This is a genomic window from Azospirillum sp. TSO35-2 (assembly GCF_003116095.1).
Classification (GTDB): Bacteria; Pseudomonadota; Alphaproteobacteria; order Azospirillales; family Azospirillaceae; genus Azospirillum.
Genome location: NZ_LGRA01000018.1, coordinates 946,471 through 972,486 on the forward strand (window position 1 = coordinate 946,471; position 26,016 = coordinate 972,486).

General features: G+C 70.3%; 25 protein-coding genes. 17 read left to right on the plus strand and 8 right to left on the minus strand.

Going from position 1 to position 26,016, the window contains the following annotated elements:
• Positions 1-40 precede the first annotated feature (40 nt).
• From ispG to prfA, 3 genes are read left to right on the plus strand one after another with little or no spacing between them, the layout of a single operon-like run.
• Positions 41-1,204: a flavodoxin-dependent (E)-4-hydroxy-3-methylbut-2-enyl-diphosphate synthase gene (ispG, locus tag TSO352_RS15230; protein WP_109108130.1), complete on the plus strand. Its 1,164-nt coding sequence runs from the start codon at positions 41-43 to the stop codon at positions 1,202-1,204.
• 37 nt (positions 1,205-1,241) lie between these two features.
• A complete protein-coding gene (gene hemA / locus TSO352_RS15235) occupies positions 1,242-2,582 on the plus strand; it encodes a glutamyl-tRNA reductase (RefSeq protein ID WP_109108131.1) in 1,341 nt (446 codons plus the stop codon).
• Positions 2,557-3,630, plus strand: coding sequence for a peptide chain release factor 1 (prfA, locus tag TSO352_RS15240; protein WP_109108132.1), 1,074 nt, complete (start codon positions 2,557-2,559; stop codon positions 3,628-3,630). Before hemA ends, prfA begins: the two co-directional genes overlap by 26 nt.
• Before the next feature lie 20 nt (positions 3,631-3,650).
• Here the strand turns inward: prfA and TSO352_RS15245 are convergent, their stop codons facing one another.
• On the minus strand, positions 3,651-4,049 hold the full coding sequence (locus TSO352_RS15245; RefSeq protein ID WP_109108133.1) for a DUF559 domain-containing protein: 399 nt from the start codon (positions 4,047-4,049) through the stop codon (positions 3,651-3,653).
• Between the two features lie 98 nt (positions 4,050-4,147).
• On the opposite strand from TSO352_RS15245, the gene prmC reads away from it, so the two are divergent.
• A complete protein-coding gene (gene prmC, locus TSO352_RS15250) occupies positions 4,148-4,996 on the plus strand; it encodes a peptide chain release factor N(5)-glutamine methyltransferase (protein ID WP_109108134.1) in 849 nt (282 codons plus the stop codon).
• Between the two features lie 270 nt (positions 4,997-5,266).
• The gene (locus tag TSO352_RS15255) at positions 5,267-5,704 is read left to right on the plus strand and encodes a DUF4167 domain-containing protein (protein WP_109108135.1); all 438 of its coding nucleotides are present in this window, start codon (positions 5,267-5,269) and stop codon (positions 5,702-5,704) included.
• 33 nt (positions 5,705-5,737) lie between these two features.
• Here TSO352_RS15255 and TSO352_RS15260 read toward each other — a convergent pair whose 3' ends face one another.
• Positions 5,738-6,532: an MOSC domain-containing protein gene (locus tag TSO352_RS15260; RefSeq protein ID WP_109108136.1), complete on the minus strand. Its 795-nt coding sequence runs from the start codon at positions 6,530-6,532 to the stop codon at positions 5,738-5,740.
• Between the two features lie 129 nt (positions 6,533-6,661).
• Entirely contained in the window at positions 6,662-7,261 is a 600-nt protein-coding gene (locus tag TSO352_RS15265; RefSeq protein WP_247872117.1) for an NUDIX domain-containing protein, read from the minus strand.
• Between the two features lie 294 nt (positions 7,262-7,555).
• On the opposite strand from TSO352_RS15265, the gene clpB reads away from it, so the two are divergent.
• Both clpB and TSO352_RS15275 read left to right on the plus strand, forming a co-directional pair.
• On the plus strand, positions 7,556-10,159 hold the full coding sequence (gene clpB, locus TSO352_RS15270; RefSeq protein ID WP_109108137.1) for an ATP-dependent chaperone ClpB: 2,604 nt from the start codon (positions 7,556-7,558) through the stop codon (positions 10,157-10,159).
• 366 nt (positions 10,160-10,525) lie between these two features.
• Positions 10,526-11,908, plus strand: coding sequence for an aspartate aminotransferase family protein (locus TSO352_RS15275; RefSeq protein ID WP_109108138.1), 1,383 nt, complete (start codon positions 10,526-10,528; stop codon positions 11,906-11,908).
• A 41-nt stretch (positions 11,909-11,949) separates the two neighbouring features.
• Here TSO352_RS15275 and TSO352_RS15280 read toward each other — a convergent pair whose 3' ends face one another.
• On the minus strand, positions 11,950-13,188 hold the full coding sequence (locus TSO352_RS15280) for a class I SAM-dependent methyltransferase (protein ID WP_109108139.1): 1,239 nt from the start codon (positions 13,186-13,188) through the stop codon (positions 11,950-11,952).
• Between the two features lie 98 nt (positions 13,189-13,286).
• Positions 13,287-14,405, minus strand: coding sequence for an asparaginase (locus TSO352_RS15285; protein WP_109108348.1), 1,119 nt, complete (start codon positions 14,403-14,405; stop codon positions 13,287-13,289).
• Positions 14,406-14,497: 92 nt separating this feature from the next.
• Here TSO352_RS15285 and TSO352_RS15290 point away from each other — a divergent pair, with 92 nt between their 5' ends.
• From TSO352_RS15290 to TSO352_RS15300, 3 genes are all read left to right on the plus strand, one after another.
• Complete coding sequence (locus tag TSO352_RS15290; RefSeq protein WP_109108140.1) at positions 14,498-15,079, plus strand: RNA methyltransferase; 582 nt, start codon at positions 14,498-14,500, stop codon at positions 15,077-15,079.
• A 294-nt stretch (positions 15,080-15,373) separates the two neighbouring features.
• A complete protein-coding gene (locus TSO352_RS15295) occupies positions 15,374-16,294 on the plus strand; it encodes a replication protein RepA (protein WP_109108141.1) in 921 nt (306 codons plus the stop codon).
• Between the two features lie 189 nt (positions 16,295-16,483).
• Positions 16,484-17,254, plus strand: coding sequence for a sulfite exporter TauE/SafE family protein (locus TSO352_RS15300; RefSeq protein ID WP_109108142.1), 771 nt, complete (start codon positions 16,484-16,486; stop codon positions 17,252-17,254).
• Between the two features lie 18 nt (positions 17,255-17,272).
• On the opposite strand, the gene TSO352_RS15305 is transcribed toward TSO352_RS15300, so the two are convergent.
• Positions 17,273-18,172: a methyltransferase domain-containing protein gene (locus tag TSO352_RS15305; RefSeq protein WP_109108143.1), complete on the minus strand. Its 900-nt coding sequence runs from the start codon at positions 18,170-18,172 to the stop codon at positions 17,273-17,275.
• Positions 18,173-18,279: 107 nt separating this feature from the next.
• Between TSO352_RS15305 and TSO352_RS15310 the strand changes: the two genes are divergently transcribed.
• From TSO352_RS15310 to TSO352_RS15335, 6 genes are all read left to right on the plus strand, one after another.
• The gene (locus tag TSO352_RS15310) at positions 18,280-18,546 is read left to right on the plus strand and encodes a flagellar biosynthetic protein FliQ (protein ID WP_109108144.1); all 267 of its coding nucleotides are present in this window, start codon (positions 18,280-18,282) and stop codon (positions 18,544-18,546) included.
• Between the two features lie 12 nt (positions 18,547-18,558).
• Complete coding sequence (locus tag TSO352_RS15315) at positions 18,559-19,308, plus strand: ComF family protein (RefSeq protein ID WP_109108145.1); 750 nt, start codon at positions 18,559-18,561, stop codon at positions 19,306-19,308.
• Between the two features lie 134 nt (positions 19,309-19,442).
• On the plus strand, positions 19,443-19,691 hold the full coding sequence (locus tag TSO352_RS15320; RefSeq protein ID WP_109108146.1) for a DUF1272 domain-containing protein: 249 nt from the start codon (positions 19,443-19,445) through the stop codon (positions 19,689-19,691).
• Between the two features lie 101 nt (positions 19,692-19,792).
• Complete coding sequence (locus tag TSO352_RS15325) at positions 19,793-20,410, plus strand: glutathione S-transferase C-terminal domain-containing protein (protein WP_109108147.1); 618 nt, start codon at positions 19,793-19,795, stop codon at positions 20,408-20,410.
• A gap of 121 nt (positions 20,411-20,531) precedes the next feature.
• A complete protein-coding gene (locus TSO352_RS15330) occupies positions 20,532-21,713 on the plus strand; it encodes a M20 aminoacylase family protein (RefSeq protein ID WP_109108148.1) in 1,182 nt (393 codons plus the stop codon).
• Between the two features lie 7 nt (positions 21,714-21,720).
• Entirely contained in the window at positions 21,721-22,203 is a 483-nt protein-coding gene (locus TSO352_RS15335) for a protease complex subunit PrcB family protein (RefSeq protein ID WP_109108149.1), read from the plus strand.
• A gap of 244 nt (positions 22,204-22,447) precedes the next feature.
• Here TSO352_RS15335 and TSO352_RS15340 read toward each other — a convergent pair whose 3' ends face one another.
• The gene (locus TSO352_RS15340; protein WP_109108150.1) at positions 22,448-24,193 is read right to left on the minus strand and encodes a GGDEF domain-containing phosphodiesterase; all 1,746 of its coding nucleotides are present in this window, start codon (positions 24,191-24,193) and stop codon (positions 22,448-22,450) included.
• Between the two features lie 476 nt (positions 24,194-24,669).
• Between TSO352_RS15340 and TSO352_RS15345 the strand changes: the two genes are divergently transcribed.
• Positions 24,670-25,509 carry a universal stress protein gene (locus tag TSO352_RS15345; protein ID WP_109108151.1) on the plus strand — a complete coding sequence of 280 codons (840 nt, stop codon included), beginning with the start codon at positions 24,670-24,672 and terminating at the stop codon, positions 25,507-25,509.
• Positions 25,510-25,557: 48 nt separating this feature from the next.
• On the opposite strand, the gene TSO352_RS15350 is transcribed toward TSO352_RS15345, so the two are convergent.
• Positions 25,558-26,013 (minus strand): DNA polymerase III, encoded by a 456-nt coding sequence (locus tag TSO352_RS15350; RefSeq protein WP_109108152.1) that lies wholly within the window; start codon positions 26,011-26,013, stop codon positions 25,558-25,560.
• Between the last annotated feature and the right edge of the window lie 3 nt (positions 26,014-26,016).

The window sequence follows — 26,016 nt, forward strand, 5'->3', positions numbered from 1 at the left end:
CGCGTCCGGCATCGTATTTGCTGTCTAGAGGCTTTCCGTCATGACCGTGCGCGCCTATCGCCAGATCCTCCGCCGCAAGTCGCGCCAGATACGCGTCGGCAACGTGCTTGTCGGCGGCGATGCGCCGATCTCGGTCCAGACCATGACCAACACGCCGACCACCGACGTGAAGGCGACGGTGGAGCAGATCCAGGCGGCCGAGCGGGTCGGGGTGGACATCGTCCGCGTCTCCTGCCCGGACCGCGAGTCGGCGCTGGCGCTGAAGGACATCGTGGCCCAAGTCAAGGTGCCGGTCGTCGCCGACATCCATTTCCACTACAAGCGCGCCATCGAGGCGGCGGAGAGCGGGGCGGCCTGCCTGCGCATCAACCCCGGCAACATCGGTTCGGCCGACCGGGTGCGCGAGGTGGTGAAGGCGGCCAAGGATTACGGTTGCTCGATGCGCATCGGCGTCAACGCCGGCTCGCTGGAGCAGGATTTGCTGGAGAAATACGGCGAGCCCTGCCCGGAGGCGATGGTCGAAAGCGCGCTGAACCACGCGAAGATCCTGGAAGACAACGATTTCCGCGAGTTCAAGATCTCGGTGAAGGCGTCGGACGCCTTCCTGGCCGTCGCCGCCTACCAGGGTCTGGCGGAGGCCTGCGACTACCCGCTGCACATCGGCATCACCGAGGCGGGCGGCCTGCGCGCCGGCACGGTCAAGTCCTCCATCGGGCTGGGCATGCTGCTGTGGTCGGGCATCGGCGACACGCTGCGCGTCTCGCTGTCGGCCGAGCCGGCGGAAGAGGTCCAGGTCGGCTACGAGATCCTGAAGTCGCTCGGCCTGCGCCGCCGCGGCGTGACGGTGATCTCCTGCCCGAGCTGCGCCCGGCAGAACTTCAACGTCATCAAGACGGTGGAGCTGCTGGAGCAGAAGCTGTCCCACATCACGACGCCGCTGACCCTGTCGGTGATCGGCTGCGTGGTGAACGGCCCGGGCGAGGCGCGCGAGACCGACATCGGCCTGACCGGCGGCGGCAACAACACCCATCAGGTCTACCTGTCGGGCGTCACCGACCACCGGCTGAAGAACCAGGACATCGTCGAGCATCTGGTCGGGCTGGTCGAACAGAAGGCCGCCGCGATCGAGGCGGTGAAGGCGGCGGCCGAGGCGGGGGCCGAGGCGGCCGAAACCACCCGAGACGTGGCGCCGGCCGCGGAGTAAGCTGCCTCCCAATCAAGCAGGGACAGCGATCCGCGGCGTGACCACCACCTCCTACCTCGTCATCGGCGCCAGCCACCGGACCTGTGCCGGTGTCGTCCGCGACCGCCTCTCCACCGACGAGGTGGAGGTTCCGGGCATGCTGGAACGGCTGCGCGCCGCCGGGGTGGGGCAGGCGCTGTGGCTCAGCACCTGCGACCGGGTGGAGGTGCAGGCCGTCCACGAACGCCCGAACGAGGCGGCGCTGGCGATCGCCGAGGTGATGGCGGACCGGGTCGGCCTGCCCACCGTCGACCTGGCGCCCCAGCTCTACACCCGCACCGGCATCGACGCGGTGCGCCACCTGTTCGCGGTGGCCTGCTCGCTCGACAGCCAGATCGTCGGTGAACCGCACATCCTCGGCCAGTTGAAGGCCGCCCACCGCAGCGCCGCGTCGGCCGGCATGACCGGGCCGGAGCTGGAGGCGGTGCTCCAGGCTGGCTACGCCGCCGCCAAGCGGGTGCGCAGCGAAACCCCGATCGCTGAGGGGGCGACCTCGCTCGCCGCCGCCGCCATCCAGGTGGCGCGCGACCTGCACGGCGACATCCGGCGCTGCGGCGCCCTGCTGGTGGGCTTGGGCGACATGGGCGCCCTGGTGCTGGAGGGGCTGCGCGAGGCCGGCTTGCCGCGGCTGACCATCGCCGCCCCGGTCGACCGCCGGGCGGAGGCGGCGGCGCGGCGGCTCGACGGCCACTTCGCGCCCTGGGCCGAGCTGGAGACGGCGCTGGCCGGCGCCGATATCCTGGTGACCGCGGCCGGTCTGGGGCGCTATATCCTGACCGCACCGATGATGGAGGCGGCGTTGAGGCGCCGCCGCCGCCGTCCGGTCTTCGTCGTCGACGCCGCCATTCCGGCCGACGTCGACCCGGAGGTCGCCGGCATGGACGGCGCCTTCGTCTATGATCTGGCCGATCTGGAACGGGTGGCGCTGCAGGGCCGCGTCGGGCGCGAGGCGGCGACCCAGGCGGCCTGGAGCATCGTCGACGAGGCGGTGGGGGCCTTCGCCCGCGACCGCGCCGAACGCGCCGCCGTGCCCGCCGTGGCGGCGTTGCGCGCGCATTTCGAGGCGGAGCGGCGGCGGCTGCTGTCCGGGCATGGCGACCTGGACGCGGCGTCGGCGACGCGGCTGCTGGTCAACCGGCTGCTGCACGCTCCGTCGGAAGCGCTGCGGGCGCTGGCGGCCGATGGCAGCGGCGAAGGGCTGGCCCAACGGGCGGCGGCCGAGCGGCTGCTGTTCCGGCTGTTCGGGCTGGACCGCTGTTCGGCCGCGGACGGGGCCGGGTTGGACGGAAACGAACGGGATAAGGACGAGCGACGTGAGCCTGGACGAGAAGTTCGATAGGGTGATGGCCCGCTACGACGAGCTGCGCGACACGCTCGCAGCCGGTACGGCCGATTCCGGCGACTTCGCCCGGCTGTCGAAGGAGTATTCCGACCTCACCCCGATCGCCGAGGCGATCGCCGGCCTGAAGAAGGCGCGGGCCGAGGCGGCCGACCTTGCCGGCATGATCGCCGACCCCGCCGGCGACGCCGAGATGCGGGCGATGGCCGAGGACGAGTTCCGCGATCTGGCCAAGCGCATCCCGGAGCTGGAGCGCGCCGTCCAGATCTCGCTGCTGCCGAAGGACGAGGCGGACGAGAAGAACGCCATCCTGGAGGTGCGCGCCGGCACCGGCGGCGACGAGGCGGCGCTGTTCGCCGCCGAGCTGTTCGAGATGTACCGGCGCTACGCCGGCCTGCATGGCTGGCGCTTCGAGGCGATGGACGTCAGCGAGACCGGCATCGGCGGCTACAAGGAGGCCACCGCCAACATCACCGGCCGCGGCGTGTTCGCCAAGCTGAAGTTCGAGTCGGGGGTCCACCGCGTCCAGCGCGTGCCGGCGACCGAGGCGCAGGGCCGCATCCACACCTCTGCCGCCACCGTCGCCGTGCTGCCCGAGGCGGAGGAGGTCGACATCCACATCGACGAGAAGGATTTGCGGATCGACGTCTTCCGCTCGTCCGGCCCGGGTGGCCAGTCGGTCAACACCACCGACAGCGCCGTGCGCATCACCCACCTGCCGACCGGCCTCGTCGTCATCCAGCAGGACGAGAAGTCGCAGCACAAGAACAAGGCCAAGGCGCTGAAGGTGCTGCGCGCCCGCCTGTACGACCGCGAGCGCGCCGAAAAGGACGCCGTCCGCGCCGCCGACCGCAAGAACCAGGTCGGCAGCGGCGACCGCTCGGAACGCATCCGCACCTACAACTTCCCCCAGGGCCGGGTGACCGACCACCGCATCAACCTGACGCTCTACAAGATCGACAAGGTGATGGCCGGCGAAGCGTTGGACGAACTGGTCGACGCCCTGGTCGCCGAAGACCAGGCCGCCAGGCTGGCGGAGTTGGGGTGAGCGTACCCGCCGGGCGACACCTATTTCCCTCCCCCGCCCAGCGGGGGAGGGTCAGGGTGGGGGCAAGTGTCCGCGTGCCTGGGACCTCCCAAAGCCTCCAGAACGCTCGCCGCCACCCCCTCCGGGTTGCGCAGCACCTCGTTGTTCCAGAACCGCAACACCCGCCAGCCGCGAGCCCTCAGAAACTCAGTGCGAGCGTCGTCATAGCTGGAGTCCGCATGCTGCCCGCCATCCACCTCGACCGCGATGCAGACCTCCAGGCACGCGAAATCAAGGATGTAGGGAGGGATCGGATGCTGACGCCGGAACCGCCAGCCGCCGAGTTGGCCGTTGCGGAGATATTGCCACAGGCGCCGTTCGGCGTCGGTCGGCAGCATCCGCATGCCGCGGGCGCGGTGTTTGAGGACGGGGTTGCGCATCCGGCACATCCTGCAATGAGGGACACTTGCCCCCACCCTAACCCTCCCCCGCTGGGCGGGGGAGGGGATTGGTTGTCGCGGGAGGGGGGCGCGCACCCATGAACCTCCGCGCCCTGCGCGCCGTGGCCGAGTCCCGCCTGCGCGAGGCCGGGGTCGACACCCCGGAACTCGACGCGCGCTACCTGCTCGAGCACGCGCTGACCCTGACCCGCACCGACTTCATTACGAAGGCGGAACAAGCCGTCTCCGAAGCCGATGCCGCCCGTGCGCTGGCGCTGGTCGAGCGCCGCGCCGCGCGGGAGCCGGTCGGCCGTATCCTGGGGCATCGCGAGTTCTGGACCATCGACCTCGCGCTCAACCCCGACACGCTGGAGCCGCGGCCGGACACCGAGACGGTGGTGGAGGCGGTTCTGGCGGCCATTCCGGACCGGAAGGCCGCGCTCCGCCTGCTCGATCTCGGAACCGGAACGGGTTGCATCCTGCTGGCGCTGCTGTCGGAGCTGCCAAACGCGACCGGTCTCGGCGTCGATCTCAGCCCGCTGGCGGTGACTGCTGCGGCCGGCAACGCCGCGCGCAACGGTCTGGCGGAGCGCGCGCGCTTCCAGACCGGCGATTGGGCCAAGGGAATCAACGATCGTTTCGATATCGTGGTGTCCAATCCGCCCTACATCCCCAGCGCCGACATCGCGACGCTGGAGCCGGAGGTGCGGGAGCACGATCCGCTGCGCGCGCTGGATGGCGGACCGGACGGGCTGGAGCCCTACCGGATCATCGCCGCGGAACTGCCCCGCCTGCTCGGGCCGGGCGGGCTGGTCGCCTTCGAGGTCGGGCAGGGCCAAGCCGAGGACGTCGCCGCGCTGGTCGAGGCGCAGGGGCTCGCCGACACCGCGATCCTGTGTGACCTCGGTGGGGTAAAACGTTGTGTTCGGGCGCGACACGGGCGGTGAGGGGCCGATTCACCAAAAAAACGGTTGGATCGCCGGGCCATGGCGGGTAGTGTGCGGTACACGACCGCGAACCTATGGCCTGCGGAGCATGATTCTCGGATGGTTTTCTGCCGAGCGCTGACCGCCAAGGCCTGCCGCACGCGATGCGGACGCGTCGTTTGAACCCCGTGACCGAGCCGTGGAAAATCGTCCATGGCGGGCTTGGTGGCCGGATGGCCGCCGAAGCGTTCCGGGGACTGCGCTTCTCTTGCATGGGGCCTTAAGAGCCGAATGAGACAGGGACCGAACTCCAGGCGTTCGCGTGGTCGTGGCAACAGCGGCGGCGGGGGTGGCGGCGGCGGTGGTGGCGGGGGCAGCAGTGCCGGCCGGCGCCAGAACGTTCCGCTGCGTCACCAGACCTTCGACAGCAACGGTCCGGACGTCCGCATCCGCGGCAACGCGTGGCAAGTCCAGGAAAAATACCAGGCGCTGGCCCGCGACGCGATGTCGTCCGGCGACCGGGTGCAGGCGGAAAACTACCTGCAGCACGCGGAGCATTACCTCCGCATCATCAACCAGATCCAGGAATCGGAAAACCGCCAGCGCGGCGGCCAGCCCGGCAATGGCCACAGCCATCAGTCGCAGGGCAGTTCCTCGATGGGCGACGACGATGACGCCGCCAACGAGGACGAGGCCGACGGCGAAGAGCGTACGGCCGTCAACGCCTGACGGCTCGGCGGTTGTTGATCGCCCGGCGGGTTTTCAGTCGTCGAGAATGACCGGATCGCCTTGCGCGATCCGGCCGCCGGTCACCACGCGGGCACGCAGCCGGATCTGGCTGTGGCCATAGCCGCGCTCCATGATCGTCGGCAGGCTGAGGTCGGCGATGCCGGTGTCCGGGTTGACGTCGTGGCCGGGACAGCAGTCCAGCGCCTCCACCACCTCCAGCTTTGCCCCGCCGATGGTCAGCGTCCGGCCGACCCAGGCGCGTTCCGCCCAGGCGTCCAGCCCGTCGATCAGCAGGTTGGCGCGCAGGCGGCGCGGATCGACCGGCTGTTTGGCGATCCGCTCCTCGACGTCGCGCAGGCTGGCGAGGTTCAGCAGGGTGACCGACGGCTCCTCGCTGTCGCCGAAGCTGCCACCCGTCGCCCCGCTCCCGGTCGCCTCGCCCCCGGTCGCCTCGATGAAGCGCGGCATGCCGGGGACGATGCCCGCCAGATAGGCGGCGAAGAACTGTTCCAGCAGGGTGCGGCCCATCGGCTGGTCCAGCCGGCCGCGCGACACCTGCCGCCCGCCGCGGCGGACGACCAGGGTCCGCGTCGCCTCGTCGAACTCGGTCTGGAGCGCGGCCAGCTTTTCCGTACGGTCCGGCGTGAAGAAGTCCGACGGCAGACGCCAGCCTTCCGTCTCCGCGTCCAGCGCGGCGGGGCCGTGCAGCAGCCCATAATGGCGGTCGAGCGGGATCGCCTGGCCGGCGGTCAGCTCGGCGGCGGGAAGGTCCTGGCCGCTCATCCCCTTGACGGGGTAGCGGCGTATCGTCGCGAGTGTGGCGTTCATTGCACTGCACAATGAGAGGGGCGGAGCGTCCCTGTCAACCGATGCGGTGCCGGAATTCCACGCCGCGGCGACGGCTGTGGCGGATCGGGACCACCGCGTCCGCCCGCTCCTCCCCCTTATTTGGTGACGCTACCAGCGTTCGGCGACCGGGCGGCGGCCAAGAAATTCGTCCAGCCGGCGCGCCGTGCCGGGCGACAACTCCGCCGGCAACCGGTCGAGCGGGAAGAAACGCGCCTCGACGATCTCGACATTGTCGGCCACCGGGGCCGTCGCCGGGCCGCCGTTCCAGCCGCGCACGACGAAGACCGCGACATGGTCGCTGGCGCCGTTGCGGAAGCGGGCGTAGACGGCGAAGGGCTGCGCCGTCCGGTCCACCTCCAGCCCGACCTCCTCGCGCACCTCGCGCCGCATGGCGTCGGCCAGCGTCTCGCCCCGCCCGACGCCGCCGCCCGGCAGATGCCAGCCGTCGACGTAGCTGTGGCGGATCAGCAGCACGCAGGCGCCGGCCGGGTCCGACTCGTCCAGCACGATCGCCCGCACCCCCATGGTCAAGGGCCGCGCCAGCAGATGCCACAGCCCGCGCAGCCGCCAGGCGCAACGCAGCAGCCGGGCCAGCGCCATCCTGGTCATCGGCCGGGCCGCGGGTTGGACCGCCGGCGGAGCGGCGGTGCCCGTCCGGTCGGTGCCCCTCCGGTCGGTGCGCGTGCGCGGGTCGGCAAGATCGGTCATGGTGGGGTTCCAGGCTGAGCGGACGGAGGGCGGCGGGGGAGGTGCCGCAGTCTAGACGCCGTCCGCCGGGGCGGGTAAGGGGCGCAATCGGCGGTCGTCGCGCTACCTCTTTCGCACTGGCTCGCGCCGGGCCGCGACGGCGTGTCCCAGCCGATAACCTTTCGCTGTCGATGGTCTTGCATGGCCTTTGGCCTTGCCTACATCTTCCGCAGCAACCTTGCGGATCGCACGGGTTATGTGGATCGGAACGACCGGGCTGCCTCGCGGACGGTCGTCGGGAGAAAGGGGAGCATCATGGACTTCGAAAAATACACCGAGCGCAGCCGCGGTTTCGTGCAGGCGGCGCAGACCCTGGCCGTGCGCCGGGGGCACCAGCGCCTGACGCCGGAACATCTGCTGAAGACCCTGCTGGACGACAAGGAAGGCCTCGCCGCCAACCTGATCCGTGCGGCGGGCGGCGACCCGCAGGCGGCCCTGTCGGCGGTCGACGCCGAACTGGACAAGCTGCCGAAGGTCGAGGGCAGCGGCGCCGGTCAGCTCTACCTGACGCCCGAGCTTTCGCGCGTGTTCGAGCAGGCGGAGAAGGTTGCCGAAAAGGCCGGCGACAGCTTCGTCACCGCCGAACGCATCCTGCTGGCGCTCGCCATGGCCGACGGCACCCCGTCGGGCAAGGCGCTGAAGGCGGCCGGTGTGACGCCGCAGGCGCTGAACACCGCCATCAACGACATCCGCAAGGGCCGCACCGCCGACAGCGCCAGCGCCGAGCAGGGCTATGACGCCCTGAAGAAGTACGCCCGCGACCTGACCGCCGCGGCGCGCGACGGCAAGCTGGACCCGGTGATCGGCCGCGACGAGGAAATCCGCCGCACCATCCAGGTGCTGGCCCGCCGCACCAAGAACAACCCCGTCCTGATCGGCGAGCCCGGCGTCGGCAAGACCGCCATCGTCGAGGGGCTGGCCCAGCGCATCGTCAAGGGCGACGTGCCGGAGGGGCTGAAGAACAAGCAACTGCTGTCGCTCGACCTCGGCGCGCTGGTCGCCGGCGCCAAGTACCGCGGCGAGTTCGAAGAGCGGCTGAAGGCGGTGCTGTCGGAAATCCAGGCGGCGGCCGGCGAGATCGTCGTCTTCATCGACGAGCTGCACACGCTGGTCGGCGCCGGCAAGTCGGACGGCGCGATGGACGCGTCGAACATGCTGAAGCCTGCGTTGGCGCGCGGCGAGCTGCACTGCGTCGGCGCCACCACGCTCGACGAGTTCCGCAAGTACATCGAGAAGGATGCGGCGCTGGCCCGGCGCTTCCAGCCGGTCTTCGTGTCGGAGCCGACGGTGGAGGACACCATCTCCATCCTGCGCGGCCTGAAGGAGCGCTATGAGGTGCACCACGGCGTGCGCATCACCGACAGCGCCATCGTGTCGGCGGCGACCCTGTCCAACCGCTACATCACCGACCGCTTCCTGCCCGACAAGGCGATCGACCTGATCGACGAGGCGGCGAGCCGCCTGCGCATGGCGGTGGACAGCAAGCCGGAGAGCATCGACGAACTCGACCGCCGCATCATCCAGCTGAAGATCGAGCGCGAGGCGCTGAAGCGCGAGTCCGATCAGGCGTCGCGCGACCGTCTGGTCAATCTGGAGCGCGAGCTGTCCGAGCTGGAGCAGGAGTCGGCCGAGCTGACCGCCAAGTGGCAGGCCGAGAAGGACCAGCTCCAGGGCGCGCAGAAGATCAAGGAGGACCTGGAGAAGGCCCGCACCGAGCTGGAGACGGCGCAGCGTGACGGCAACTGGGGCCGCGCGGGTGAGCTGGCCTATGGCGTCATCCCCGGCCTGGAGAAGGCCCTGAAGGACGCCGAGGAGCATGCCTCCAGCCGCATGCTGAACGAGGAGGTGCGCGACAGCGACATCGCCGCGGTGGTCAGCCGCTGGACCGGCGTGCCGGTCGACAAGATGCTGGCCGGCGAGCGCGAGAAGCTGCTGGCGATGGAGGACAAGCTGCGCGGCCGGGTCATCGGCCAGGACGAGGCGATCGTCGCCGTGTCCAACGCCGTGCGGCGGGCGCGGGCCGGGTTGCAGGACCCGAACCGTCCGATCGGTTCCTTCCTGTTCCTGGGTCCGACCGGCGTCGGCAAGACCGAGCTGACCAAGGCGCTGGCCGAGTTCCTGTTCGACGACGAGACGGCGATGGTCCGGCTCGACATGTCGGAATACATGGAAAAGCACTCCGTCGCCCGCATGATCGGCGCGCCTCCGGGCTATGTCGGCTATGAGGAAGGCGGGGCGCTGACCGAGGCGGTGCGCCGCCGGCCCTATCAGGTCGTGCTGTTCGACGAGGTCGAGAAGGCCCACCCGGACGTCTTCAACGTGCTGCTGCAGGTGCTGGACGACGGCCGCCTGACCGACGGCCAGGGCCGCACGGTGGACTTCCGCAACGTGGTCATCATCATGACCTCCAACCTCGGCTCGCAGGCGCTGGCCGAGCAGCCGGAGGGCGAGGACAGCGGCGCCGTGCGCGAGGAGGTGATGGAGGCCGTCCGCGCCCATTTCCGGCCGGAATTCCTGAACCGCCTGGACGAGATCCTGCTGTTCCACCGGCTCGACCGCCGGCACATGGGCGGCATCGTCAAGATCCAGCTCGGCCGCCTGACCAAGATGCTCGCCGACCGCGAGATCACGCTGACGGTGGACGAGGCGGCGACGGCGTGGCTGGCCAACGCCGGCTACGATCCGGTCTATGGCGCACGGCCGCTGAAGCGGGTGATCCAGCGCGAGCTGCAGAACCCGCTGGCGACCCTGATCCTGGAAGGCCGCGTCAAGGACGGCCAGACGGTGACGGTCGGGGCCGAAGGCAGCTCGCTGACGATCGACGGTCAGCCGGTCAGCGGGCTGGTTCGGAAGGGGTAAGGTTGCAAAGCCCTCTCCCGCCTCTCGCACAAACGTCGTTTGTGCCGACGGCGTCAGGCGGATCGAAGATCCGCCGAGAGCCCCGGGAGAGGGTTTTTCTTTCCGCCCCTCAGTGATACCGCGCCCCCGCAACGCGTGGACAAAGCGGGTCCTCCCCCATCGTTCGGGTCAAGCGGCCTCATCGCCGCCGCGGTCGGGCCAGCGCCTTGCGTGCATGGCACGGATGAGCTTGATACGGGTTTGTCGAGCAACCGAACTGTGCGTATGATCGGCGAAGCTGTTTAACAAATCGAACACCCTCCGGCGGACATTGATGCGGACGGCGGGGGGAGCGACCCGATCAGACCGAACAGGAAGACCCTCTCCATGACCGTTCCGGGCAGCACCGTCGGCAACTCTGCCGCCAGCCGCGACAAGGCCTTCATCCTCCACCCCTACACCAACCTGCACGCGCACGAGACGCAGGGGCCGATGATCATCGAACGCGGCGAGGGCGTGCGCGTCTTCGACGATGGCGGCAAGGGCTACATCGAGGGCATGGCCAGCCTGTGGTGCGTCTCGCTCGGCTGGGGTGAGGAGCGGCTGGTCCAGGCGGCGGCCAAGCAGATGCGGCAGCTGTCCACCTATCACATCTTCGGCCACAAGTCGCACGAGCCCGGCATCGACCTCGCTGAAAAGCTGATCGGGCTGGCGCCGGTGCCGATGTCCAAGGTCTTCTTCGCCAATTCGGGTTCGGAAGCCAACGACACCGCGATCAAGCTGATCTGGTACTACAACAACGCGCTCGGCCGGCCGGAGAAGAAGAAGATCCTCTCGCGCCAGCGCGCCTATCACGGCGTGACGGTGGCGACCGCCAGCCTGACCGGCCTGCCCAACAACCACCGCGACTTCGACCTGCCGATCGCCCGCATCATCCACGGCGACTGCCCGCACCACTACCGCAACGCCAACCCGGGCGAGAGCGAAGAGGAGTTCGCTACCCGGCTGGCCGAGCAGCTGGAGGGGCTGATCCTGGCGGAGGGTCCGGACACCATCGCCGCCATGTTCGCCGAGCCGATCATGGGCGCCGGCGGCGTCGTGGTGCCGCCGGCGACCTACTTCGACAAGATCCAGGCGGTGTTGAAGAAATACGACATCCTGCTGGTCGCCGACGAGGTCATCTGCGGCTTCGGCCGCACCGGCAACTTCTGGGGCAGCCAGACCATGGGGATGCGGCCGGACATCCTGACCTGCGCCAAGCAGCTGTCGTCGGGCTACCTGCCGATCTCCGCCGTCATGGTGTCGGAGGCGATCTACCAGGCCTGCGTCGACGAGAGCAAGAAGATCGGCACCTTCGGCCACGGCTACACCTACTCCGCCCATCCGGTGGCGGCCGCGGTGGCGTTGGAGACGCTGGCGATCTACGAGGAACGCAACATCGTCGGCCATGTCCGCGACACCGCCCCGGTCTTCCAGGGCCGGCTGAAGGCGCTGGGCGACCACCCGCTGGTCGGCGAGGCCCGCGGCATCGGCCTGATCGGTGCGCTGGAACTGGTGGCCGACAAGGCGACCAAGGCGCCCTTCGACCCGATCGGCCGCGCCGGCGCGCTGGTCAACAATCTTGCCCAGGACAACGGCCTGATCGTGCGCGCCATGGGCGATTCGATCGCGCTGTGCCCGCCGCTGGTCATCACCGAGGCGGAGATCAACGAGACCTTCGACCGCCTGACCAAGGCGCTCGACGCCGCGGTTCCGCTGCTGCGCGGCTGAAGGACGACAGACGGCCCCTCTCCCGCCCTGGGAGAGGGGACTTACCCCCGCCGCAGATGCATCTTGCCGATGCCGCCCAGGGCGTGGAACAGCTGGCCGAACTGGGTGAGGAACTGTTCCCAGGTGACCTTGGTCGTCGGTTCGAGGGTGGCGTGCAGGGCGCCCAGGCTGGTCTTTCCGTCGATCCGCGACAGGATCGGCCCGGCCAGTCGGGGCAGGGGAAGCGCCACCACGCTGCCCATCAGGTCGAATTCCAGGCTTCCGCCGGGTGGCACGGCCTTCGCCACGGTCGGGCCGTCGATGTCGCGCAGGACAGGCACCACCTCCGGCCCGTCCGGTTCGATGCGGGCGCCCTCCAGGTCGGCCGGGCGCAACAGGTAGGCGATGTGCTTGGTGAAGGCGCCGGTGATGCGCTCGGTCCAGGCGGCGCGCTCCAGCCGGTCCATGCCCTCCAGCCGCTTCAGCACGCGGGCGTCCTTGATCCACAGCGACGGCTCGTAGCGCAGCGGATCGATCAGCGTCGCCACCGCAAGCCCGGCGCTGTCCGCCAGCTCGACCAGTTGCGGCACGCTGTAGGGGCGGTCGCAGGAATGCAGCAGCAGGTCGTAGAGGTTGGCGTCGGCCAGCCGGTGGTCGCTGATGTGCGGGTTGTTCAGCAGCCAGTTCGACGCCGGCAGCGCCTGGATCAGGCGGCGGGCCAGCGCCACCTTTTCCTGCGGCGGCAGGCCGTCAGTCATGCTGCGCAGCGCCTCCTGCATCGGGTAGACGCCGGTGCGGCCGAGCGGCGCGTAGACCATGATGCCGATGCCGCCGCCGGGCGCCAGCGCCCCCACCAGCGAGCGCAGCCCCGCCGACGGGTCGTCCAGATGATGCAGCACGCCGCAGCAGTCGATGTAGTCGAACGGCCCGGCGTCCGCCACCGGCCCCCCCAACTCCAGCAGGGAGCCGCGGCGGAAGTCGATGTTGGTCAGGCCGCGCGCCTTGGCCCGCGCCTCGGCGACGGCGCGGCTGGCGTCGGACAGGTCGATGTAGGTGATGCGGCCGGGGTTACCGGCGTCGGCCAACTGCTGCGCCAGCATGATGGTGCCGTCCCCGGTGCCGCCGCCGGCCACCAGCACGCGCAACGGCTTGCCATGGTCGAGCCGGCCGCCGAAGACATGCTGCACCAACTCGTCGAGATGGCTGGGCGAGCCGGTGATCAGGCGTTTCGATTCGTCGGCCGGGTTGCGCGCCGGGTAGGGGTAGGCTTCGTACTGGGCGCGCAGGTCGTCGATGCTCATCGGGCGGCTCGGCTAGCGGGAACGGGCGCGGCGACCATAGCACCGCGCCCGCCCGATGACAGCCTTATCGCCGCCAGCCTTATCGCCGCTCAACCGGTTCAGCCGCCCAGCCACCCCGCCGCCGGCCGCACCTCGCCGACCCGGGTGCCGGCGCGGTTCAGCAGCGGGGTGGTCAGCAGATGTGGCACGCGCGCCCATTGCGCCGCGGTCAGCGCGTTGGTCGAGCGGATCAGGGCGGCCAGCGCCACCTCGCGGGCGCGGGCGGCGCCGTCCTCGATCTTCAGGGCGATGCCGATGCCCTGGTCCGGGATCACGGCGCAGCCCACCCCCTCGGCGCCGCCCTTGACCAGGACGGCGCCCTCGGCGGCCTCCATCAGCGCGGTGTCGAAGCTGCCGGTGCCGCCGATCAGGAAGGGGTGCTTGCCCCAGGCCCGGGCGATGCGGGTCACCGCCTCGGCCCGCGCGTCGGGCAGGTCGACCGGGTCGGCAATGCGGGCCATGGCGTAGGCAATGGCGCCGAGCGGCACGCCGACGGTCGGGATCGCGCAGCCGTCGACCCCCCAGGGGGCGCCGAACAGGTCCTGGCCGGTCATCTGCTCCATCACGCCCAGGATGCGCTGCTGCACCGGATGCTCGTACCGGACATAGCCGCGCAGCCGCTCGCCCTTGTGTTTGGCGGTGGTCAGGAAGCCGGTGTGCTTGCCGGAGCAGTTGTTGTGGAAGGCGGTCGGCGCCTCGCCGCGGCGGAGCAGGTCGGCGGCGGTGGCGCCGTCGTAGGGGACCTGCGCCCCGCATTCGTAATCGTCCAGCGTCAGCCCGACCCGCTCCGCCCAGGAGCGCGCCAAGTCGGTGTGCCGCGCCTCGCCATTGTGGGAGGAGCAGGCGAGCGCCAGCTCCGCGTCGCCCAGGCCGAAGGCGTCGAGCGCGCCGCTTTCCACCAGCGGGATCGCCTGCAGCGACTTGACGGCGGAGCGCGGGTAGACCGGCGCGTCGATGTCGCCCCAGCGCGCCAGCACATGGCCGCCGGCGTCGACGATGCAGGCGCGGGCGCGGTGGACCGATTCCACCAGGCCGCCGCGCGTCACCTCGACGGTGATCGGGCTTTCGGCCGGGCCGGACAGGTCGGCCTGCGCCCCGGCGGTGTCGCCGTGGCTGTGGTCGTGATCGTGGCCGTGGTGATGCCCACCGCCGCAGCAGGAGGAGTGATCGTGCGTCATGGCGGCAAGCTTGCCTCGGTCGGCCGGCGCGGGCAAGCTCGCGTCCTCGCGCGATTGCGGCGCTATCCTTACCTCTGAGGAACGGGTTTTCCATGCGTGGTTACTTCGGCATCGGCGTCGAGCGGATCAGCAAGCCGGGCAATGTCGGCAACCTGATGCGGTCGGCCCACGCCTTCGGCGCTTCCTTCTTCTTCGCCATCGATCCGGAACCGGACCTGCGCGAAACCAAGCTGGTCGACACTTCGGGCGCCACGATGCACCTGCCGCTCTACATCCACGACCGGGTGGCCGACTTCACCCTGCCCAAGGACTGCGCGCTGGTCGGGGTGGAGCTGACCGACGACGCCATCGAGCTGCCGAGCTTCCGCCACCCGACCCGCGCCGCCTATGTGCTGGGGCCGGAGCGGGCCAGCCTGTCGCAGCCGCTGATCGACCGCTGCGACTTCGTGGTGAAGATCCCGATGGCCTTCTGCATCAACGTCGGCGTCGCCGGCGCCCTGGTGATGTACGACCGCATGATCTCGATGGGCCGCTTCGCCGAGCGCCCGGTCCGCCCCGGCGGCCCACTGGAGCCGCCGGCCCTGCACCGCCACGGCAAGCAGATCATGCGCAAGGCCGACCGCCGCCGCCGCATCCGCGGCGAACAGAAGCCGATGGATGATGCTGACGAGTGACGCCGACGCGTGAGCGTGGGGTTAAGCGACCGAGTCCCGCCGAGTCCGGTCGAGTCGGCCCGCGCAGGCCGTGGGGACAAGCGACCGGGTGCCGTTGTCCCCACCCCGGCCCGTGGGGCAAAGCGGCGGGAATGTGGGGACAAGCGGCGCGACTCGGGCTTTCCCCATGGGGACAAGCGGCGACTCAACTAATAAGTCTAACAACTAACCACCGACTAGCCCGGTCGCCTAACCCCACGTTGACTCCATCGCCCAGCCCTCCCCAGGATGCCACAACATCTGGGTGAGGCGGCGATGGGCGACATACACAGGCTGGTGATCGAGCATGGCAGGGACAAGGCGCGCGCCCTGGTCCGGCCGGAAGAGCGAACGCTGGTGGACATCGCCGCCGACATCCTGGCCGACGAGAACCAGCATCTCGGCATCACCTACAGCGGCTTCTGCCTGACCAGCCTGCCGCACAAGAAGCTGGCCGACGACGCCCCCTGGGAAAAGCGCGGCCACCAGGTGACGCTGCTGGTCGAACCCGGCCGGCTGAAGGTCAACGGCAAGATGAAGCTGTTCGGCGTGCCCTATGGCGCACGGGCGCGGATGATCCTGATCTATCTGCAGACCCAGGCGGTGCGCACCGGCCGGCGCGAGGTGGAGCTGGGGCGGTCGATGCGCGACTGGCTGACCCGCATGGGCATCAGCGTCGGCGGCGAGACCTTCCGCGGCTTCCGCGAACAGTCGCTGCGCATCTCCGCCTGTTCGCTGAAATTCTTCTGGGACGGCGAAAACGCCGACGTCTTCGAGAAGGGCGGCATCGTCAAGCGCGGCCTGATCTTCCACGACGCGCTCGGCGACGACCGCCAGGGCACGCTGTGGAACGACGTCGTCCAGCTCGACGAAACCTTCTTCCAGGCGCTGCGCGACCACCCGGTGCCGCTGCTGGAAGAGGCGGTGCGGCAGTTGAAGGACCGCTCGCTCAGCCTCGACCTCTATGTCTGGCTCGCCTACCGGCTGCATTCGCTGGCCCGGCCGCAGCCGATCTCCTGGCCGTCGCTCTACGCCCAGTTCGGCGCCGGCTATGACCAGATGAAGCATTTCAAGCCGCGTTTCGTCCAGGCCCTGCAATACGCGCTGGCCGCCTACCCCGACGCCAAGGTCGAGCCGGCCGACGACGGCGTCGTCCTGCACCCCAGCCGCCCGCCGATCGCCCGCCTGCTGGCGTGAGCGTGGCGTGGGGTTAAGCGACCCCGGTTTGACTACGGATCGTTGCGGGTGTCTCCCGCCCCAGCCAACGCCTCCGGTCGCTTGTCCCCACACCCGAAAGCGCACCCCGGCCATTGACGCACGTCATGGGCGCCGCGGCCCGGAACCGGCTAGGATCGGCTCCGTTTCCGCGAAACGGAGAGGCTTGCCTTGGACGCCCTGTCGCTGCTCGATGCCGGATTGAACCAATGCGCCGTGGTGATCGACCGCGACGGCGGGCTGCTGCTGGCGCTGCTGTCGGCCGGGCTGGTCGGCGGCACCACCCATTGCGCCGGCATGTGCGGCCCCTTCGTGCTGGCCCAGGTGTCGGCGCGGCTGGAGCGGGTGCCGCTGTCGGCGATGTCGGAGTTCCGCCGGCTGACCGGCGCCGCCGTGCTGCCCTACCATGCCGGCCGCGCCACCAGCTACGCCCTGATCGGCGGGCTGTCGGCCTCGGTCGCCGGCCATGTCGGGGCGCTGCCCGGCCTGCGCTGGCTGTCGGTGGCGCTGCTGGCGCTGGCGGCGCTGTTCTTCCTGGGCTACGCCACGCGCGGCCTGCTGTCCTGGTTGCCGAAGGGGCTTCCGCGTGGTGACGGACGGGTCCAGCGCTGGTGGGGGGAGCGGGTGTCGCGCCTCGCCCGGCCGCTGTTCGGCAACCCGACCGGCTGGCGCGGCTATGGGCTGGGGGTGGCGCTGGGCTTCATCCCCTGCGGGCTGCTCTATGGCGCGGTGGCGGTGGCGGCGGCGAGCGGCAGCGCGCTGAGCGGCGCGCTGGGCATGGCGGCCTTCGCCCTCGGCACGGTGCCGAGCCTGCTGGCGGTCGGGTTGGCCGGCCACATCGCCGGCCGCACCTGGCGGACTGTGGTGGCCCAGGTCGCCCCGGCGATCATGCTGGTGAACGCCGGGGTTTTGGGCTGGATGGCCTGGAAGCTGGTGGCCTGACCCGCAAGGTGGGCGGTATCAGTGGCAGCCGCCGCCCTTCAGCGCGTCGCCCAGAGGCACCTGTCCGCTGCCGGGCTTCAGCGGTTGCTGCTGGCTTTCGTGCGGCGACCAGCCGGCCAGATACAGCACCTGGAAGGTCACCGGGATCCGCCCGTCGGGCTCGGCGTAGAGCTGGGCGTAGCGTTGCGCCGCGTCGAACAGCAGGCCGCGGGTGGCCGGCACCTTGCGGCGGGCCAGCACGGCGTTGCTCTCGCCCATGCCGCGCAGCTCGCGCATCAGGGCGAAGGCGTCGGAATAGGTGACGGTCAGCGTGTCGCTGTCGACCACCGGCAGGGCAAAGCCGGCGCGTTGCAGCAGCCCGCCGGCGTCCTTGATCTCGGCGAAGGGCGACACGCGGGGGGAGACGCCGCCCGCCACCGCCATTTCCGCCTCGTACAGGCAGCGCCGCAGCTCCAGCAGCGTCTCGCCGCCCAGCATGGCGGCGCAGAAGAAGCCGTCGGGCTTCAGCGCCTGCCGGATCTGCACCAGGGCGCCCGGCAGGTCGTTGACCCAGTGCAGGCTAAGGTTGCTGACCGCCAGATCGAAACTGCCGGGGGCGAAGGGCAGGAACTCCTCGTCGGCGGCGACCGTGACGTTGCCCGGACCAAGGGCGGCGCGGGCGAAGGCCGGCGACAGGTCGCAGGCGACCAGCCGTTCGATGCCCTTGCGTCCCTGCAACACCCGCCCCATCGCCCCGTCGTGGCAGCCGACGTCCAGCGCGGTGGGGAAGGGGCGGATGATGTCCTCCAGCCGGTCGGCCAGCCGCTCGGCGATCTCGTCGAACAGGAAGGAGTGGTCGGAGAACTCGGCGACGGCGCGGTCGCGGCGGCGGCGGACCAAGGCGCGGTCGAAGACGGTCATGCTGTCGGGACTGGTCATGGCCGCACTATACCCCAGCCCGGCGCGCCGGCAACCGTGCTACAGTCGCGGGGCAGCCACCGGCCCCCACCGGCTCCGACCCCCTTTTCCCGAGCGGGATATCCCACATGGGCATCGACGCGGCCATCGCCGTCAGCCACGAAGCGCTGATGGTCATCATGAAGATCACCCTGCCGACGCTGGGCATCACCGCCGTGCTGTCGGCCGGGCTGATGCTGTTCCAGTCGGTCACCAACATCCACGAAGCGTCCTTGCAGCAGGACGTGAAGTTCTTCGCCACGCTGGCCATCCTGTTCGCCACCGGCCCGGCGATCTTCCTGGCGCTGCGCGACTACACCGGCGTGATCTTCGAACGCATCGCCATGCTGCAGTGACCGGCGGGCGTGATGCCGGCCTTCGCCTCTTCCCTCGGCCGCCTCGCCACCGGTGCCGCGACGGCGCTGCTGGACGCGCTGCTGCCGCCACGCTGTCTGGTGTGCGGCGAGGGGGTGGACCGCCAGGGTGGCCTGTGCCCGCGCTGCTGGACCGGCCTCAGCTTCATCGCCGCGCCGCTGTGCGCCTGCTGCGGTATGCCGTTCGAGTATGAGGCGCAGGAGGGCAACCTGTGCGGCGCCTGCCTGGCTGAGCCGCCGCCCTTCGCCCGCGCCCGCGCCGTTCTGGTCTATGACGACGGCAGCCGGCCGCTGGTGCTGGGCTTCAAGCACGGCGACCGCATCCACGCCGCCACCGCCTACGGCGTCTGGCTGGCCCGCGCCGGGCGGGAGCTGCTGACGGACGCCGACCGGCTGGTGCCGGTGCCGCTGCACCGCGGCCGTCTGTTCCGCCGCCGCTACAACCAGGCCGCCCTGCTGGCCGGGGCGCTGTCGAAGAGCTGCGGCGTGCCGGCGGTGCCCGACCTGCTGCAACGGCGCCGCGCCACCCCGACCCAGGGCGGGCTGGACCGCCAGGGCCGCCACCGCAACGTCAAGGGCGCCTTCCGCCTGCGCCCCGGCCTGTCGGTGACCGGGCAGCGGCTGGTGGTGGTCGACGATGTGCTGACCACCGGGGCGACGCTGGCGGAATGCGCGCGGGTGCTGCTGCGCGCCGGGGCGGCGCGGGTCGACGTGCTGACGCTGGCGCGGGTGGTGAAGCGGTGAGGCTCCCGGCGCCGGAGGGCTGCCCGCGCGGATTGGCGTGATCTTGACGCTTGGCGGCGATCACGCCGGTGTCGGTCCCGCGGCGGTCCCGCTACCCTGTGCGGCGTTTCCCCCACCGCACCGGATCACAGGCCATGCTGGACCTCCGCCCCAACTGCGAATGCTGCGGCCGCGACCTGCCGCCCGAGTCGCCGGACGCCTACATCTGCTCGTTCGAGTGCACCTTCTGCGCCGGCTGCCGCGCCCGGTTGCCGGGGGAGCGCTGCCCCAACTGCGGCGGGGAGCTGGTGCGGCGGCCGATCCGCCCGGCGGCCAAACTGGCGGCCAACCCGCCCTCGACCACCCGCATCGTGAAGCCGGACGGCTGTGCCTCGCTGTTCTGAGCCGCCCCGGACGGCCCGCGCTGCCGCTGGCGTTCGCCGCGCAAATCGGCCAGAGTGTGGCATCGCCCGTGCGACGACGCGGGCCGCAGGGATGCCACCGCATGCTGACGCTCTACACCTTCCCCACGCCGAACGGCCACAAGGCCTCCATCCTGCTGGAGGAGCTGGGCCTCTCCTACGCGGTCCATCGGGTCGATCTGGCGGCGGGGGAGAACAAGCGGCCTGACTTCCTGGCGCTCAGCCCGATCACCAAGATCCCGGCCCTGGTGGAGGAACTGCCGGGCGGCCGCGTGCGCCGCCTGTTCGGCTCCGGCGCCATCCTGCTGCATTTCGCCGAGCGCACCGGCCGCCTGATGCCCGAGGACCCCGACGAGCGGGCGGAGGCGATGAGCTGGTTCATGCTGGGCGTCAGCGACCTCGGCCCGACCGCCATCGACATGCAGCGCTTCGCCGCCCGCGCGCCCGACCGCATCCCCCACGCCATCGACCTCTACAAGGGCGAGCTGATGCGCTGCTACGCCGCGCTGGAGGAACGGCTGGGCGCGGTGGAGCATCTGGCCGGCGCCTATTCCATCGCCGACGTCGCCTGCTTCCCCTTCATCGCCGCGGCGGCGGTGGCCGGCGGCGGCCTGCTCGACCGCTTCCCCAACCTGAAGCGCTGGCACGACACCGTCGCCGAACGGCCGGCGGTGCGGCGGGGCATGGCCGTTCCTGATTAGCGGGCCACCAGACTGCCCCGCTGGACCGCCCCCTGGACCACCTGGGCCGGACCACCCATTGTCAACGCGACCGCATCACGTTCCCCGAACGGCCTTTCCGTTCCAACCCAGCGTCAGAGACATGCCCATCAACAACCGCATCGCCGCCTTCCAGGACGACATGACCGCGTGGCGGCGCGACATCCACGCCCACCCGGAACTGGGGTTCGAGGAGGACCGCACCGCCGGCATCGTCGCCGCGAAGCTGGAGGAGTTCGGCATCACCGTGCACCGCGGCCTCGGCAAGACCGGGGTGGTCGGCACGCTCACCGGTCTGGGCACCGGCAGCGGCCGCACCATCGGCCTGCGCGCCGACATGGACGCGCTGCCGATGCCGGAGGCCAACGACTTCGACCACGCCTCGCGCCACGCCGGCAAGATGCACGCCTGCGGCCATGACGGGCACACCACGATGCTGCTGGGCGCCGCCCGCTATCTGGCGGAGACGCGCAACTTCGACGGCACCGTCCACTTCATCTTCCAGCCGGCCGAGGAAGGGCTGGGCGGCGCCCGCCGGATGATCGAGGACGGGCTGTTCCAGCGGTTCGACTGCGAGCAGATCTATGGCCTGCACAACTGGCCGGAGCTGCCGGCCGGCAAGATCGCCGTCCACCCCGGCCCGGTGATGGCCGCCGCCAACCAGTTCGAGATCCATGTGACCGGCCACGGCGCCCACGCCGCCATGCCGCACCGCAGCATCGATCCGGTGCTGGTGTCCGCCCACATCATCACCGCGGCGCAGAGCCTGGTCAGCCGCGGCACCGACCCGGCCGACAGCGCGGTGGTGTCGATCACGGTGGTCGAGGCCGGCACCGCGGCCAACGTCATCCCCGACAGCGCGCGGATGCTCGGCACCATGCGCACCTTCTCGGAAGAGAACCACCGCCGCATCCAGGAGCAGTTCGCCCGCCTGGTCTCCAGTGTCGCCGAGGGGCTCGGCGCCAAGGCCGAGCTGCGCTTCCGCCCCGGCTACCCCGCCACCGTCAACAGCGAGCCGGAGGCGCGCATCGCCGCAACCGCCGCCGCCCGGGTGGTGGGCGAGGAGAATGTGGTGTGGGCACCCGCCCCGACCATGGCGGCGGAGGATTTCGGCTACATGCTGAAGGAACGGCCGGGCGCCTACATCTGGATCGGCCATGGCGGCCATCGCGGCCCGTCCTGCCGGCTGCACAACCCGCATTACGACTTCAACGACGCGATCCTGACCACCGGCGCCAGCTATTGGGCCTCGCTGGTCGAGACGGTCCTGCCGCGGAGCGCCTGACATCCCGATGCGCCGATCCTTCCCGCTCGCCGCCGGGCCGCTGCTGGGCGCCCTGCTGCTTGCCCCCGCTCTGCTGACGCTGTCCGCCTGCCAGACCGGCAACGACCGCGCCGACGGCAACCTGCTGCCGGCCCAGGCGGAGGCCGGCACCGTCTGGCAGGGCGACCACAGCAGCGCCGCGGAGCGCGCCTACGTCGTCGCCCGCGACTCCGCCGAATGGACCGCGCTGTGGGCCCGCGTCGGCGAGCCGGCGCCGGCCGGCCTGCCCGGTGGCCGCATGGCGGTGGCGGTGTTCCTGGGGCCGCGCGACACGGCGGGCTACGGCGTCACCATCGACAGCGTCCGGCAGGCGGGCGCCGACCTGATCGTCGGCTACCGCGAGACGGTGCCCGGCCCGGCCCAGGCGGTGGCGCTGAACCGCACCAGCCCCTACGCCGTCCGCCTGATGCCCAGCGCGGCGGGAACGCCGAAGTTCGTCCGGGGGAAGTGACGTTCGGGGGCAAGGGGGTATTGCCCTCTGCCCATCCCCCCGCTCTCGGCGGACCCATGGTCCGCCTGCCGCGTCAGCACAAAGCATAGCTTTGTGCGAGAGCTCCCGGCGGACCTATGGTCCGTCCGATCGCCGGAGAGGGGGCGGGACGCTTGTTGGCGTGGATTGATTGGCGAAGCGGCGGCAGTCCCCTCTCCCACCGACGGTGGGGGAGGGCTGGGGAGGGGGCGCGGCTAAACCACCCTCAGCGCGGCATCTGCCACGGCAACGCCCCGCCGACCAGCTTGCCCGCCTCTTCCGGCGGGAGCGGGCGGGCGAAGTGATAGCCCTGGCCGTAGTCACAGGCCAGCGCGCGCAGCAGGTTGGCGTCGGCGCTGGTCTCGATCCCCTCGGCGATGACGTCGAAGCCGAGCAGGCGCGCCAGATCCATGATGATGCGGACGATGGCGCGGTTTTCCTCCGACTGGTGCATGGCCGAGACGAAGGAGCGGTCGACCTTCAGGCTGTCGATCGGCAGCTTGTGCAGGTAGGACAGCGACGAATAGCCGGTGCCGAAATCGTCGATCGACAGCTTGATGCCCAGCGCCCGCAGGTCGCGCAGCAGGCGGATCGACTGTTCCGCCTTGTCCATGACGGCGCTTTCCGTCAGTTCCAGCTTGATCCAGGACGGCTCCACCCCGGTTTCGCGCATCACGTCGCGCACGACCTGGACGAAGTTGGGGTCGGACAGCTGGTGGGTGGACAGGTTGATGCTCATGAACAGCGGGGCGGAGCCCGGCTCGCGCTGGTCCTGCCACTGGGCGATCTGCTGGCAGGCCCGGCGCAGCACCCAGGTGCCGAGCGACACCACCAGGCCGGTGCTTTCGGCGATCGGGATGAAGATGCCGGGCGGGATGTTGCCGCGTTCGGGGTGGGTCCAGCGCATCAGCGCCTCGAACCCGGCCAGCCCGCCGGTCACCATCTCGACGATCGGCTGGTAGGCGACCCACAGGTCGGAGCCGCTGTCCAGGGCGCCGCGCAGGTCGTGCTCCATCCGCACCTGCTCGACCACATGGGCGTGCATCGCCGGATCGAACCAGGCCTGCCGCCCGCCGCCCTGTTCGCGGGCGCGGGCGGTGGCGATCTCGGCGTCGCGCAGCACATCGTCTGGCCGTTCGTGGCTGGGCAGCGCCTCGGCCACGCCGATGCTGGCCGACAGGAAGACGGTGCCGCCGGAGCTGGAGCGCGCCGAGCGCACCACCGCCGCCAGCTCGTCGATGGCGCCTTCCAGCGCCGGGCGGTCGCAGGTGCCGCCGGCCAGCAGGGCGAAGGCGTGGTCGCTGACGCGGGCGATCAGGTCGAAGGAGGCCGCCTGCGCCCCCATCCGCTGCGCCAGATCGTCCAGCAGTTCGTTGGCGAAGCCCTGGCCCAGGCTGCTGCGGACCTCGGCGAAACGGTCGATGTCGAGGATGACCAGCGTGAACGGCTCGCCCATGCTGCGGTAGTCGGCCATGTGCTTCAGCAGCATCAGGCGGTTGGCCAACCCGGTCACCGGATCGTAGTAGGCGAGCCGGAACAGGTCGTCCTGCACCTGACGGCGTTCGGTCATGTCCTGCAGGATGACGAAATAGCCGGCGATGCTGCCGTCTTCCACCCGGTGCGGGGCGTGCAGCCGGGTGACGTAGCACTGCCGGCCGTCGGCCTGGGTGATCCACCCCTCCGTCTGCACGGTTTCGCCGGACAGCGCGCGGTCGGCGGCGGCGACGGTGCTGCGCAGCAGCTCCGGCCCGAGATGGTCGCCGATGGTGGTGCCGACCGCCGTCTCCAGCGTCGTCCCCATCATCTCCAGATAGGCCCGGTTGGCGTAGATGTGCCGCCGGTTCGGGTCCATCAGCGCCACCTTGACGGTCATTGCGTCGAGGATCTGACGCAGTGCGTCAAGCCCGGGCACGCCGGAGACGGCACCGGACAAAGCGTCTGCCAACGCGGAGATTCGGGGATCAGGGCTCATGGCGAGGAAAGAGCGGGGTACCCAACAGGAAAACGATAGCCAACACTTACGCGAAGTGTCGCCCTTGCGTCAAAACCAAAGCCACCCCCCTGCAACAAAGCTTGCCGGTTTCTACAGGCGGTGTGGCGACAACGCATCCCCATATCATAGTATTCACACAAGCCCGGGTTGCGTTTGGAACTTCAACTCAATTTCGTACTTTTATTCCGATCTTTGGAAAGGAATGGAATGTTTCCGCGTCTTGTCACCGCCGCTGCATTCTGGGATTGTAGAGGCGTATCGTTGGTCCCCCAACGGTCGATCGGTGGCACGACAGGAACGCGAAGTGGGCATGCCTGCGCTCCGTATTCGTGAGACACCGGCGCACGCGGCAGGATTTATACTGCCAAGGAAAATGGGGGTGTCGCCCCGTGCGGCACGTCCCCGTCAAGGACTCGACCAACGATCCCAACAATTTTCTGGGCAGGAAACACGCCATGGCTCTCAAGGATTTCCTCGTCGTCGTCGATGACGCCCCTGCATCCGCGGCGCGCCTCGACCTCGCGGCCCGCCTCGCGGTGCGCGCCGACGCGCACCTGACCGCGCTTTACGCCGTCAACGACATGGTGCTTCCCGGCTACATCGAGGTCGAGATCCCGCAGGAGGTGCGCGACACCCGCCGCCATGTCCGCAAGGAACAGAACGAACGCATGGTCGCCGCCTTCGACGACGCGATGCGCCACCACGGCCTGACCGACCGCTCCGAATGGCTGTCGGTGGAGGGTGATCCGACGATCGCCGCCGCGGTGCATGGCCGCTACGCCGATCTGGTCGTGGTGGGCCAGCCCGACCCCGAACGCGACCGCGACCTGCCCGTCGCCCAGCCGGCCGACCTGCTGTTCGAGTGCGGCCGGCCGATGCTGGTGGTTCCCTACGCCGGCCGCTTCGCCACCGTCGGCGAGCGGGTGCTGGTGGGCTGGAACGGCAGCCGCGAGGCGGCGCGGGCCGTCGGCGACGCGATGCCGCTGCTGGCGACGGCCAAGCGCGTCCTGGTGATGGCGGCCAACCCGAAGCCCGGCCCGAACGGCCTGGGTGACGAGCCCTGCGCCGACATCGCGCGCCACCTGTCCCGCCACAATTGCCGGGTGGAGGCAACGCACATCGCCACCGACGTCGTCGAGCCGGGCGATACGCTGCTGAACATGGCCGCCGACGAAAGCTGCGACCTGCTGGTGATGGGCGCCTACGGCCGCTCGCGTCTGCGGGAACTGGTGCTGGGCGGCATGACCCGCTTCATGCTGCAGCACATGACGATTCCGGTGCTGATGAGCCACTGACGGCCGGTACGCCGGGAAAGACGCCCTGGGAGGACGTCAGGGGGGCGCTCAGCGCCCCTCCTGCGTCAGCCGCAGCCACGCCATGGCGGCGGCCAGCGCGACGCCGAAGGCCCCGTCGGGGCGTACCGGAAGGTCGAGGTCGCGGACCAGGCTGTCCAGCCGCAGATCGACCGCGTGTTTCGAGGCGGCCTTGATCTTGCGGTCGTAATAGAGGCTGGACACCTCGATCCGCTCGTTCGGCAGCGGGCTGCCGATCAGCCGTTCCGCCATCGCCGCGGAAAAATCGAGGAAATAGCCGACCAGCGGGCGGTCGCCGATGAAGGCGCGCAGCAGGTCGCCGGCCTCGCCCACCCCGGTGTCGCAGCCCGGCCACAGCCGCAGCGCGCTGCCGGTCAGGATGCGGTTGCCGCGGATGCGGATCGCCACGATCTGGCGCAGTTCGGCGACCTCCGGGTCGTAGCCGGTGGCCTCGCAATGGATCGCCACGCGTTCAGGAAGGGGCATCGC